The 12592-nt window shown below is 64.5% G+C and carries 8 protein-coding genes and 1 pseudogene; 3 read left to right on the top strand and 6 right to left on the bottom strand.

Going from position 1 to position 12592, the window contains the following annotated elements; genetic code table 11:
* The first annotated feature begins 398 nt into the window (after positions 1-398).
* On the top strand, positions 399-2369 hold the full coding sequence (locus FOM02_RS03670; RefSeq protein WP_027564215.1) for a carbohydrate porin: 1971 nt from the start codon (positions 399-401) through the stop codon (positions 2367-2369).
* A gap of 6 nt (positions 2370-2375) precedes the next feature.
* Here FOM02_RS03670 and FOM02_RS03665 read toward each other — a convergent pair whose 3' ends face one another.
* Together FOM02_RS03665 and FOM02_RS46745 are read right to left on the bottom strand one after the other, a co-directional pair.
* A complete protein-coding gene (locus FOM02_RS03665; protein WP_027564214.1) occupies positions 2376-3107 on the bottom strand; it encodes a sulfite exporter TauE/SafE family protein in 732 nt (243 codons plus the stop codon).
* Positions 3108-3319: 212 nt separating this feature from the next.
* Positions 3320-5370: pseudogene (locus FOM02_RS46745) on the bottom strand (methyl-accepting chemotaxis protein).
* Between the two features lie 226 nt (positions 5371-5596).
* On the opposite strand from FOM02_RS46745, the gene FOM02_RS03645 reads away from it, so the two are divergent.
* Complete coding sequence (locus FOM02_RS03645) at positions 5597-6892, top strand: hemolysin family protein (RefSeq protein WP_027564212.1); 1296 nt, start codon at positions 5597-5599, stop codon at positions 6890-6892.
* A 197-nt stretch (positions 6893-7089) separates the two neighbouring features.
* Here FOM02_RS03645 and FOM02_RS03640 read toward each other — a convergent pair whose 3' ends face one another.
* The 3 genes from FOM02_RS03640 to FOM02_RS03630 all read right to left on the bottom strand — a co-directional run bounded on the left by FOM02_RS03640 (position 7090) and on the right by FOM02_RS03630 (position 10321).
* The gene (locus FOM02_RS03640) at positions 7090-7329 is read right to left on the bottom strand and encodes a PilZ domain-containing protein (RefSeq protein WP_027564211.1); all 240 of its coding nucleotides are present in this window, start codon (positions 7327-7329) and stop codon (positions 7090-7092) included.
* A gap of 108 nt (positions 7330-7437) precedes the next feature.
* On the bottom strand, positions 7438-9126 hold the full coding sequence (locus FOM02_RS03635) for an FMN-binding glutamate synthase family protein (RefSeq protein WP_027564210.1): 1689 nt from the start codon (positions 9124-9126) through the stop codon (positions 7438-7440).
* 421 nt (positions 9127-9547) lie between these two features.
* Complete coding sequence (locus FOM02_RS03630) at positions 9548-10321, bottom strand: ferredoxin--NADP reductase (protein ID WP_027564209.1); 774 nt, start codon at positions 10319-10321, stop codon at positions 9548-9550.
* 376 nt (positions 10322-10697) lie between these two features.
* Here FOM02_RS03630 and FOM02_RS03625 point away from each other — a divergent pair, with 376 nt between their 5' ends.
* Entirely contained in the window at positions 10698-11528 is an 831-nt protein-coding gene (locus tag FOM02_RS03625) for an ATP-grasp domain-containing protein (protein ID WP_027564208.1), read from the top strand.
* Positions 11529-11659: 131 nt separating this feature from the next.
* Here FOM02_RS03625 and FOM02_RS03620 read toward each other — a convergent pair whose 3' ends face one another.
* On the bottom strand, positions 11660-12580 hold the full coding sequence (locus tag FOM02_RS03620; RefSeq protein WP_027564207.1) for an amino acid ABC transporter substrate-binding protein: 921 nt from the start codon (positions 12578-12580) through the stop codon (positions 11660-11662).
* Positions 12581-12592: the final 12 nt, after the last annotated feature.

Genomic DNA, 12592 nt, shown 5'->3' with positions numbered 1-12592 from the left:
GAGGCCGATCTCACACGTGGATCCTGCGTCCGACACGGGCGCCTCATCCACCCCCGTGTCGTGCCCCCGACCCCGCCCGGCTGTCCCCCCGGGCGGGGTCATGCATTTGGGGAGCCCGGGAATTTGTTGCAGTGACGTCACACAGCGGTGCGAACCATCGTCTGCGGCAACGCGCGCCAGTTGCTATTGCGAATTAATCGCAATAAGGTTCCGAGCAGGCTCAGGGGCTTGGCGAAAAGCTCGGAAGAAATCGCGGCGAATCGCGATCATCTCCTCCGATCGCGTCAGCACCCGAGTCCTGATGACAGGGCCGCGGCGAATCGGCAGGGATAGTCCGGCGAGGCATATTCGCGTTTGGGGGCGTGCGCTTGACGTTGAGAGGTCACCGTTACAGGTACTTGCGGACGGCCGCGGCGATCGCTTCGGGCGTGCTGACTTTTCCCGCCGCGAGCTTTGCTGCCGATCTGCCGCTGAAGGCGCCGGCGCTGAGAGCGGTTTATGACTGGACCGGCTTCTATATCGGCGCGCATGCCGGCTACAGCCGCGGTTCGTCGCGCTTTGCCCTGAACGACGGCACCGCACTCAACGGCAGCGGCGACTTCAGCGGCATGATCGGCGGCGTGCAGGCCGGCTACAATTACCGGCTCAACTCCGGCTGGCTGGTCGGCGTCGAAGGCGATTTCTCGTTTCCCAACTACATCACCTCGAATTCGATCGTGTCGTTCCTGGCAACGCCGGCCAACACGGTCACGCAGCAATGGGACTACACCGCCAGCCTGCGCGGCCGCGTCGGCTACACCAGCGGTCCGTGGCTGTTCTATGCCACCGGCGGCTTTGCGTGGATGGGCGAACGCTATTTCGACGCGCCGGCCTCCGGCGAAGCGGTGCCGAAAATCCTGAACACGCGGCCCGGCTGGATCGCGGGCGCCGGCGTCGAGTACGGCTTCGCACCGCATTGGAGCGCGCGGCTCGAATATCTCTACAGCCGCTTCGACGGCGCCCACGTCGCCTTCTCCACGGGCGCCCAATACAGCTCGTCTTCGCTCGACGTCCAGTCGGTCAGGCTCGGCCTCAACCGCAAGGTCGATTGGCCGGGCATGCCGGGCTACAATCCGAACAGCTCGCTGATCGACACGGAATCGGATCGCTGGGAGATCCACGGGCAGAGCACGTATATCCCGCAGGGCTATCCGTCGTTCCCGGCCCTCTACAGTGGACCGAACTCGCTCTCGCCGTCGAGGCAGGCCAAGGCGACCTGGAGCAACAGCCTGTTCCTGAACGCGCGGCTGTGGGACGGCGGCGAGGTCTATTACAATCCCGAGCTGCTCCAGGGTTTTGGATTGAACGACACGGTCGGCGCCGCCGGCTTTCCCAACGGCGAGGCGCAGAAGTCGAACTTCCCCTACCCGCACTACAACACCTCGCGCCTCTTCGTGCGCCAGACCTTCGGCTTCGGCGGCGAGCAGGAAGAGCTTGCGAGCGGCCAGCTGCAGCTCGGCCAGAAGGTCGACGTGTCCCGCCTCACCGTGCAGGCCGGCAAGTTCGCGGTGGTCGACGTGTTCGATGGCAATGCCTATGCCAAGGACACCCGCAAGGACTTCATGAACTGGTCGATATGGGCGCCCGGTGCCTTCGACTATTCCGCCGACAAGGTCGGCCTCACCTATGGCGTCACCGCCGAGCTCAACCAGAAGCAATGGGCGCTGCGGGGCGGCTATTTCCTGATGGTCGCGGAGTCCAATTCAAATCATTTCGACACCAGGGTCGGCGAGCGCGGCCAGTACGTGCTCGAGCTCGAGACGCGCTATTCGCTGTTCGGCCAACCCGGCAAGCTCAGGACCATGGGCTGGGTCGACAGCGCCAACATGGGCAGCTTCCGCGAAACGCTCGACAATCCCGCGCTCAATCTCGACATCGCACAGACCCGGCGCGGCCGTCTCAAGGTCGGTTATGTCGTCAACCTCGAACAGGCAATCACCGAGGATCTCGGACTGTTCGGCCGCTGGAGCTGGAACGACGGCAAGACCGAAACGCTCGCGTTCACCGACATCAACCGCAGCCTGTCCGGCGGCTTGTCGATCAAGGGCACCAAATGGGGCCGGCCCGACGACGTGATCGGCATCGGCGGCGCCATCAACGGACTGTCGCAGGACTATCGCGACTTCCTCGCCGCCGGTGGCCTCGGCGTGCTGGTCGGCGACGGTGCGCTGAACTACCGCAACGAGCGCATCCTCGAAACCTATTACGCCTACGCCCTGAACAAGAACCTCACCCTCACCGCCGACTATCAGCTCATCGTCAATCCCGCCTACAACGCCGATCGCGGCCCGGTGTCGGTGTTTTCAGGACGGTTGCACGGCGAGTTCTGAGCGGGCTCAAAACAGCAGCGCAACGCCCGAGACGAACAGCAGCGCGAGCACGACCTTCCGGAACGTGGTCTCGTCGATGCGGCCGAAAAGTTTCAGGCCGAGCCAGGTGCCGGCGAACAGGAATGGCAGGCCGAGTGCAAACAGCTTCGCCGTGTCGAGCGTGAGCGATCCCTTGGCACCGAGCCAGAGCGCCGCCATGGCGAACACCACCACTGCGACGGGCTGGAACGTGGCGCGCTGGACGTCCTTGGGCAGACCGCGCAGATTGCACCAGATCGTAATGATGATGCCGGCAAGGCCGGTCAGCCCGCCGAGCAGGCCGCTGACGAAGCCGACCGTCATGTCGGCAGCCGGGGGTACGACGACGGCGAGCTTGAGCTGCGGGCGGAAGAATGCGTACAGAGTATAGGCGATCAGAATCGCCCCAACCGCGATACGGACACTCTTCGGATCAGCCCAGGTCAGAAGCGACACCCCGGCCGGCACACCGATGACCGCACCGACGATGAACGGCCACAACCGTCGCCAATCAAGCGCGCTGCGCAGCTTCCAGACCGAATAGCCTTGCACAAGAAGGCCAAAGCCGACGATCAGGCTGGCGCTCTGAAGCGGCGTCAGCACGTACAGCCACAGCGATGCCGCGACGAGACCGAAGGCGAAGCCGGAGAGGCCGGCAACGAACGCGCCGGCGAAGGTGGCCAACAGAAAAAGCGGAAGCTCGATTGCGATCCCATCCATTGCTCGCTCCATAAAACAGCGAGCAGCGCTTGCGTGGGATCACCACTTCACGGGGAGGCTGCGACATCCCCGGCGATGTCAGCCTAGGCGAAACCGCATCTTTCTACAACGGACCTCTAAAGCGCGATGAGATTTGGATGAATCATCGCGCTTTAGGTTGTTGTTTACGCATGATCTCCGGAAAACCGCTTCGCACTTTTCCGGATCATGCTTTAGGCGGCCCGGATCGCCTCCAAAAACTTTCCGACCTCAGCCTTGAGACGCGTGCTCTCGCCGGACAGCGATCTGGCCGCCGTGAGCACGTTGGAGGATGCCGATCCGGTCTGGCTCGCGCCGCGCTGAACGTCGACGATGCTGGCGGAGACCTGCTGGGTGCCGCGCGCCGCCTGCTGCACGTTGCGGGAAATCTCCCGCGTCGCCGCACCCTGCTCCTCGACTGCCGAGGCGATCGCGGAGGCGATCTCGGACATGCGGTTGATGGTGTCGCCGATCGCCTTGATGGCGCCGACTGAATCCTCCGTCGCCGTCTGGATTTCCGTGATCTGCTGGCTGATCTCGCCGGTGCCTTGGCGGTCTGCTCGGCCAGCGCCTTGACCTCGGAGGCGACGACGGCGAAGCCGCGCCCGGCTTCGCCCGCGCGCGCCGCCTCGATGGTGGCGTTCAGCGCCAGAAGATTGGTCTGGCCCGCGATCTGGCTGATGAGCTCGACGACGTCGCCGATCCGGCCCGCGGCCCTGGCGAGCTCGCCGACATGGCCGTTGGTGCGCTCCGCCTGCTGCACCGCCTCGCCGGCGATGCGTGCGGAGTCCTGGACCTGCCGGCTGATCTCATCCACCGACGAGGCCATTTCTTCGGCCGCCGCGGCCACCGTCTGAACGTTGGTGGAGGCCTGCTCGGAGGCGGCAGCAACGGTCGCCGTGACCTTTTCCGATTGATCGGCCGAGCTGGTCAGCGTTCCCGCCGAGACCTCCAGCTCGGACGATGCCGACGAAACGGTGTTGATGACGTCGCCGATCATCGCCTCGAACTCGCGCGCGACCTGGTCCATGCGCTGGCTGCGCTTGAGCTTGGCCTCGGCCTCGATCGCGGCAGCCTCGTCGGCGGCCTTCTTGGCGAGCAGCGAATCCTTGAAGTGCTGGAGCGAGCCGGCCACCTGGCCGATCTCGTCGTTGCGGCCGGTCGCGGGGATCTCGACTTCATGCCGTCCGGCCGCGAGCGCTCCGATCACGTCCGCGAGCCGGCCGAGCGGCGTCACCACGCGTCTGCGCAGCATCATGGTCACGCCGCCGAGCGTCCCGAGCAGCGCCAGCACCGCAACGCCAGCGAGCGCGAGCATCGCCAGCGCGCCGCCGCTTCCGCCAGCGCTGCATCACGCACGCCGTAGAACATCTGGATGGCCGGCACGATGACGCTGGCGAGCTCGTCGGCGTTGATCCCGTACTTGCCGTCGGCTCGCGCCGCAGGCATCTCCTTCTCGACCGCGAGCGCGGCCTTGCCGAAATAGGACTCCGTCGCCGCCTTCAATGCGGCGGCGATCCGGGGCGGATTTCCGAGCTGGTCGACACCGGCCTCGATGTGTTCGCGATCGGTCTCCACACGCCCCTGCATGCGGTCCATCAGCGAGAACTCGGCCGTCGTGAGCGGCCGTGCGCGCGCTCAGCGCCGGCGACAGGGTGGCGGCCCGGCTGCCGGCGGAAACGCGCAGGTCCTGCGCCGTTCGCGCCAGGCTCAAGAGCGCCGCCAGCGAGGAGTCGGCATTGACGACCTTCCCCTCAAGCCGGTTCATGATCGGTTCGATATTGGCGATGACCTCGGCGACGCCGGGCAGGAAGCCCTTGATCACGGCGCCGTCGCGCGAAGCCAGAGGAACGCTCATCGCGCGATCTGCGGACGCGGTGATCTCCTTCAGCCGGCGCAGGGTGCGGTCGAGACCATCGGCCATGGATGCACCGTCATCCAGCATCATGATGGCCCGCCTTGCGCCTTCGAACGAAGCCTCGGCGGCTTTGGCAGCCTTCGCGGCGGCGTCGACCTGGGCCTGCGTCGCGGTGCCTTCCTGGAAGATCGGAGAGATGTAGGGGGCGCGAAGCCCGGCGACCTGCTGGCTGACCATCAGGGTCGCACCAAAGGCCTCGACCGTCTTGATCGCATCGGAGCGGTTCGTGAAGATGCGGGTCTGGGGTACGAGCACCTCGGCGCCGAGAATGACTGCAAAAACCGTCACCGTCAGCATCGACAGTGCGAAAAGCTTCCCGATCCGCATCCTTGGGTCCCCGAATACATTGCTGCAAATGTCGAAAACCTAGCTGCCGGCGGCTAAGAGCCCGTTAAACAACGGCAGGCCCGTAATTCCGCGGATATCGCGGGCGCTGACCTCCCAAAGGTTCCCGCAGGATGGATGCGACAGAATTGCCGGCAATTCCTCGCGAAATACCTATATCAATGCTTGTGCCGCCGGCCGGCTACACTTGCTTACAACCGGAACGTCAATGCTCTCCGTCGAACTCGTCATCGTCGTCGTCCTGATCGTCATCAACGGCCTCTTGTCCATGTCAGAGCTGGCCGTGGTGTCGTCCCGCCCGGCCCGGCTGTCGCTGCTCGCGGCGAAGGGCGTGCGCGGCGCCGAGCGGGCGCTGACGCTGGCGGCCGATCCCGGCAAGTTCCTCTCGACGGTGCAGATCGGCATCACGCTGGTCGGCGTGCTCTCGGGAGCGTTCTCCGGCGCGACGCTCGGACAGCGGCTGACGCAATGGCTGGTCGAGCTTGGCATGTCCGCCGGGATCGCCGACATCGTCGGCGTCGGCATCGTCGTCACGCTGATCACCTACGCCACGCTGATCGTCGGCGAGCTGGTGCCGAAGCAGGTGGCGCTGCGCGACCCCGAGAGCATCGCGGTCAAGGTCGCGCCGGCGATGCACGTGCTGGCGAAGATATCGCTGCCGCTGGTGTTCCTGCTCGACCTCTCCGGCAAGCTGATCCTCACGCTGCTTGGCCGCGGCGGCAAGGCCGAGGAGAAGGTCTCGGAGGATGAGATCCACCACCTCGTCAGCGAGGCCGAGAGCGCCGGCGTGCTCGAGCCGGGCGAGAAGGAGATGATCGCCGGCGTGATGCGGCTCGGCGACCGCCCGGTCGGCGCCGTCATGACCCCGCGCACCGAGGTCGACGAGATCGACCTCAACGATCCGCCCGAAGCGATTCGCGAGATCATCGTGAAGAGCCCGCATTCGCGCTTTCCCGTCTCGGACGGCGACCGCGACAAGCCGATCGGCGTGCTCCAGGCCAAGGATCTGCTGATCGCCTATATGAACGAGCGCACGCCGGATTTGCGCGCGCTGGTGCGCGAGGCGCCCGGCATTCCGGCCTCGGCGGACGCGCGCGACGTGCTGGCCATCCTGAAAGCCGCGCCGGTTCACGTCGGCCTCGTCTACGACGAGTACGGCGCGTTCGAAGGCATAGTGACTGCCGCCGATATCCTGGAATCGATCGTCGGCGCCTTCCATTCGGAGGAGGGACCGCCGGAACCGGCCTATGTCAGGCGCGAGGACGACTCGCTCTTGATCTCCGGCTGGATGCCGGTCGACGAATTCGGCGAGCTGCTCGGCATCGAACTGCCGCCGCACCGCTACAACACCGTCGCGGGCCTCGTGCTGCAACAGTTCAGCGTGCTGCCCAATGTCGGTGACGCCTTCGACTTCGGCGGCTGGCACATCGAGGTGGTCGACCTCGACGGTCGGCGCATCGACAAGATATTGGCGAGCCGGTTGAGTGAGGTGGAGACGGGTTAGCGCCAATCTCAAGTGTCGTCCAGGACAAGCGTAGCGAAGCGAAGCGCGATCCGGGACCCATAACCCCAGGGAGGAGTTTGGCGAAGACTCGGAGTTACCAGCTTGCGCCGCGACGTCTCCCTGTGGTTATGGGTCCCCGCTTTCGCGGGGACGACAGCGGAGTTGATGGCGCTAACTCACGTTACACGCGCCGAGCCTCACCCGAACTTCACCCCGATCCGCTTTTCCTTGCGCCAAACCACGGTGCAGGAATGATGCGTTCCGTCGGCGGTGACGAACAGGGTGAAGTGTTCGGGGATGCCGACCGGGCTGGTGACGTCGAGCGCGGCGCCGGTGCCCGAGAAATTGCGAATGGTGCAGTCGATCCCGCCGCCGCCGAACTCGATCGTTCCGGCCTTCAGCACACGATGCCTGGCTTTGTCGCGCCGCTCATCCATGGGTCTAATTTACACCCAAAGCTGACACAGACGTTAAAGCTCGCCCCTTCTCACAGACGAATTCGCGCCGCCGCGACGCGCGGCGATATCAATCGGCGGACCTGACAGTCACAGCGCCGGCTGGAATGTCTCCGCCTGCGCCATCCGCCAGGCGTCACGGAAGCGCGGGTCTTGCGTGCCTTCGAGCAGCTCGCCCGGACGCAACGCCGGATAAAGCTGCGCGAAGGATCTCACGTCGGTCGTCGAGGTGCGCTGGGTGAAGTGGATCGGGCGCAGCTCCTGCGGATGGGTCAGGCCGGCGGCGGCAATCAGCTCGGTCAGCGAATGCAGCGTGGCGTGGTGATAATTGTGCACGCGGTCGATCTTGAGCGGCACGTAGAGCGCGCGCGCCCGGGTCGGGTCCTGCGTCGCGACGCCGGTCGGGCAGCGGTCGGTGTGGCAGCTCAGCGACTGGATGCAGCCGAGCGAGAACATGAAGCCGCGCGCCGAATTGCACCAGTCGGCGCCGATCGCCATCGCGCGGGCCATGTCGAAGGCGGTGGCGATCTTGCCGGAGGCACCGATCTTGATGCGGTCGCGCGCATTGATGCCGACCAGCGCGTTGTGGACGAAATTGACGCCTTCGCGCATCGGCATGCCCAGATGGTCCATGAACTCCAGCGGCGCGGCGCCGGTGCCGCCTTCATTGCCGTCGACGACGATGAAGTCAGGATAGATGCCGGTCTGAAGCATCGCCTTGCAGATCGCCAGGAATTCCCAGGAATGGCCGATGCACAGCTTGAAGCCGGCCGGCTTGCCGCCGGAGAGGCGGCGCATCTCAGCGATGAACTGCATCATGCCTGTTGGCGTCGAGAAGGCGCGGTGCGAGGCCGGCGAGATGCAGTCTTCGCCCATGGCGACGCCGCGGATCTTGGAAATCTCTTCCGACACCTTGGCCGCCGGCAGCACGCCGCCATGGCCGGGCTTGGCGCCCTGGCTGATCTTGAGCTCGACCATCTTGATCTGGTCCTGGCTCGCGACGCGGGTGAATGCCTCGGGATCGAACGTGCCGTCGAGATGACGGCAGCCGAAATAGCCCGAACCGATTTCCCAGATGATGTCGCCGCCCATCTCCTTGTGATAGGGGCTGAAGCCGCCCTCGCCGGTGTCATGCGCGAAGTTGCCCTTCCTGGCGCCGGCATTCAGCGCGCGCACGGCATTCGGGCTGAGTGCACCAAAGCTCATCGCGGAGATGTTGAACACCGAGGCCGAATAGGGCTTGGCGCAATCGGGACCGCCGATGGTGATGCGGAATTTCTCCTCGGCGTGCGTCTTCGGCGAGACCGAGTGATGCATCCACTCATAGCCCTCGCGATAGACGTCCTCCTGGGTGCCGAACGGCCGCTTGTCGAGCTGCATCTTGGCGCGCTGATAGACTAACGAACGGGTGTCGCGCGAGAACGGCATGCCGTCCTTCTCGCTCTCGAAGAAATACTGCCGCATCTCGGGGCGGATCTCTTCGAGCAGAAAGCGCATATGCGCCGAGATCGGGTAATTGCGCAGGACCGCATGGCCCTTCTGCATGAGATCGCGGACGCCGAGCAGCGTCAGGGCGCCGAAGATCGCGATCGGGATCAGCAGGATGTCGAAGATCTTGCGGTCCGCAATGCCGACGCCGATCAAGAGCGCAGTGACCACCGCGCAGATCGTCAGCACGATGAAGCGCGGCGAGAACGGCAGCAGCAGGGTTTCCAGTACCCCCTCTTCCGCCAGTGCCAGACGTTTGGGCGATTCTTGCTTGTTGTTGTCGTCGGCCACGGTCCCATCCTCTCGTCAGCATGAGGGCGGTACGATACGCCCGCGCCTGTCATACGGATATGACGCGGCCGTTGTTTCAGGCTAGCGAATTCGTCCGAGGAAAATCAATCAGCCCGGTGGGCGGGTTTTGCAGTGCAGCAGAGGGGGATGGGGTTTGGACGGCGAGACGGGAACAAGCGGCGTAATCGAAAGTGGAGTCCGCGGGAGTGTCCACAAACTCAGGTGTCGTCCCGGGCAAGCGTAAGCGCAGACCCGGGATCCATAACCACAGGATGTCGTGGCTGAGAGAAGGCCGTCCCTCCGAGTCCTCGCATAACCACTCCCTGTGGTCATGGGTCCCGGATCGGCGCTCAGCTTCGCTGCGCTTGTCGGGGACGACGGGGTGGTGTGACGCGAAACCGCGCCACCCATTCAACCGCGCTTAGCGCTCGACGAACGCCTTCTCGATCACGAAATGGCCGGGCTTGTTGCCCGAGCCCTCGATGAAGTCGCGGCCTTCGAACATGACCTTCAGCTCTTCCAGCATCGCCGGGCTGCCGCACATCATGATGCGGTCGGTCGCGATGTCGAGGGGACCTTGCCCGATGTCGTTGAAGATCTGCTCGGAGTTGATCAGGTCGGTGATGCGGCCGCGGTTGCGGAACGGCTCGCGGGTCACGGTTGGATAGTAGATCAGCTTGTCGGCGAGCAGCTCGCCGAACAGCTCGTCCTCGCGCAGGGAGGCGACGAGCTTCTCGCCATAGGCGAGCTCGGAGACCTGGCGGCAGCCATGCACCAGCACGATGCTCTCGTACTGGTCGTAGACCTCGGGGTCCTTGATCAGGCTGGCGAACGGCGCAAGGCCGGTGCCGGTCGAGAGCAGCAGCAGCCGCTTGCCGGGGATGAGGTTGTCGGTGATCAGCGTGCCGGTCGCCTTGCGGCCGACCAGGATGGTGTCGCCTTCCTTGATCTTCTGCAGGCGCGAGGTCAGCGGGCCGTCCTGCACCTTGATCGAGAAGAACTCGAGCTCTTCCTCGTGGTTGGCGCTCGCCATGCTGTAGGCGCGCAGCAGCGGCCGGCCGTCGACCTCGAGGCCGATCATGGCGAACTGGCCGTTCTGGAACCGGAAGCCGGTGTCGCGCGTGGCGCGGAAGCTGAACAGCGTGTCGGTCCAGTGCTGGACGGAAAGAACCTTCTCTCGGTAAAACGCGCTCATGATTTTCGATATTCCGAATAATTGCGGTTTTTAGGGCAAAAGCGTTGCCCGGCCCCTGAAAGCGGGGCGGACACCATTGCCATGGCGGAGGATTTCGCGTGTGTGATCTACGCCATTGAGGCCAATAATCAACCTCGTTCCGGATACAATTGATGCTGGGCTATCAGGCATTTGCCGCAGAACTGGTCGCATTATTAACGGTTTTGCTGCCGAGCCTCGTTTAAGGGCAATTTCTTTTCCCTCCGGCGCTCGATGGCAGCACTTAATTTCCATCGCGCTCGCGAGAATTTCATTAAGAATAGCTCTGATTTTCACCCCGGAATGGCGCCGATACCCGCATTTTTGCGGCTTTTGGCGACAGGAACGATCGAGACAGATGGCGAGTGGCGAGCGGATCTTCGTCCAGGCGATCAGGCGCTATTGCGCGGACCATGGCATTGCGGTCGATGTCCGCTCCGGCGGCTGGCTGATCGCGATGCGCCGGGGCGAGATGCGCCGCTTCGCGTTCGGCTACGATATCGGTCTCAACAGCGCCATCGCCCATCGTCTCGCCAACGACAAGTCCGCGACGGCCGAGGCGCTGACGCTTGCGGGCGTGCCCTCTATTCCGCATCACCTCTTCCTCAATCCGAAGCTGGGCAAGACGATCGTTGGCGCCACCTGGCGAGAGGAAATGCTTGGGCTGCTTCGCGACCATCAGCAAGGCGTGGTGGTCAAGCCGAACGAGGGGACGTCGGGGCGCTCGGTGTTCAAGGTGACGAGCGAGACGGAACTCGACCACGCGGCCGGCGAGGTCTTTTCGATGAGCACAGGGCTCGTGATCTCGCCCTATGTCGCGATCGAGGACGAGGTCCGTGTGATCCTGCTCGGCGATGTGCCCCGCATCGTCTACAGCAAGCAGCGCGGCGCGGATTGGCGGCACAATCTCGATGCCGGTGCAAAGCCGGTGCTGCTGGAGGACGGCGAGGTCCGCGCAGCTTGCGTGAAGCTCGCGATCGATGCCGCGAGCGCCATCGGCATCACCTTCGCGTCGATCGACGTGGTGCGCGACGACGGCGCGTGGCGGGTGCTGGAGATCAATTCCGGCGTGATGATGGAGGCGCTGGGCAAGCTCCATCCGGAGCTGGTGCAGGCGACGTATGACGCGGCGCTGGATCGGGTGTTTGGCGATGCTCCCGCGAGCAGCAATCTATCACCGTCACCCTGAGGTGCCGGAGCGAAGCGGATGCCTCGAAGGGCGACGGCCCTGCTGTAGCTGCATCCCGGCCGTTCATCCTTCGAGACTCGCCCAGCGGTGCTCTGCACCGCCGGGCTCGCACCTCAGGATGACGGATGCCCTCAATTATTCGCGCTGGCGGAATCGTCCATGGCCTTGAACGCTTCCTCCAGCTGCAGCGAGATCGGCACGTTCAGCCGTTCGCCTGTGGGCAGCCTCGCGATGAACCATTTGTTGTAGAGCGGGACGAGGTCGCGGTTGGAGCCGAGCTTGCGGAAGGCGCGCTCGACCACGGCGGAGAGCTGCGGCTCGCCTTTCTTGAACATGATGCCGTAGGGATCGTAGGACAGATAATCGCCGGTGACGCGGAACTTGTCCTGCGCCTTGTGGCGCGCGATCAGGCCGAACAGCAGGATGTCGTCGGTGGCGAACGCATCGGCCTTGCCGTCGACGAGCATCTGGTAAGACTGCTCGTGATCGGCGCCGGTGAGGATGTTCAGCCCCAGCGAGAACTTCTTGTCGGCCGCCTGGATCGCCTGCTCGTTGGTGGTGCCCTTGGTCACCACGATGGTCTTGCCCTTGAGGTCGGCCAGCTGCCGGACGCCGGACGCCTTCGGCACCATCAGCTTGGTGCCGGCGACGAACATCAGCGGCGAGAACGCGACGCGCTTGCCGCGCTCGGCGTTGGCCGTGGTCGAGCCGCATTCCAGATCGATCTTGTTCTGGAGCACCGCGTCGATGCGGTCGTCGGAGGTGACCTTGACGTAGTCGATCTTCAGATTGGGATCGTCGACCTCGATGCCGATCTCCTCGACGATGGCCTCGCACAATTCGAGACTGTAGCCGATCGGCCGGCCCGACTGGTCGAGGAAGGAGAACGGCGGCGAGCTCTCGCGATAGCCGAGGCGCACGGTGTGACTGTTCTTGATCGCCGACAGCGTCGGGCTAAGCCCTTCGTTGCCGCCGGTCTGCGCGGTGGCGCCGGTCGCCAGCAGGCATGCTGCCAGCAACAGGCCACCCGATATCGCCAATGAGCGGCGCATGATGCACCTCCG

Source organism: Bradyrhizobium sp. SEMIA, from assembly GCF_014844175.1.
Lineage (GTDB): Bacteria > Pseudomonadota > Alphaproteobacteria > Rhizobiales > Xanthobacteraceae > Bradyrhizobium > Bradyrhizobium arachidis.
The sequence above is the reverse complement of the archived record's forward strand: the minus strand, read 5'-3'. Positions and strand labels throughout refer to the sequence as shown.

Bases quoted from the DNA above. Each gene is read 5' to 3' on its own strand.
- FOM02_RS03665 (WP_027564214.1), bottom strand. From the start codon at position 3,107: ATGGATGGGATCGCAATCGAGCTTCCGCTTTTTCTGTTGGCCACCTTC.
- FOM02_RS03645 (WP_027564212.1), top strand. From the start codon at position 5,597: ATGCTCTCCGTCGAACTCGTCATCGTCGTCGTCCTGATCGTCATCAAC.
- FOM02_RS03640 (WP_027564211.1), bottom strand. From the start codon at position 7,329: ATGGATGAGCGGCGCGACAAAGCCAGGCATCGTGTGCTGAAGGCCGGA.
- FOM02_RS03630 (WP_027564209.1), bottom strand. From the start codon at position 10,321: ATGAGCGCGTTTTACCGAGAGAAGGTTCTTTCCGTCCAGCACTGGACC.
- FOM02_RS03625 (WP_027564208.1), top strand. From the start codon at position 10,698: ATGGCGAGTGGCGAGCGGATCTTCGTCCAGGCGATCAGGCGCTATTGC.
- FOM02_RS03620 (WP_027564207.1), bottom strand. From the start codon at position 12,580: ATGCGCCGCTCATTGGCGATATCGGGTGGCCTGTTGCTGGCAGCATGC.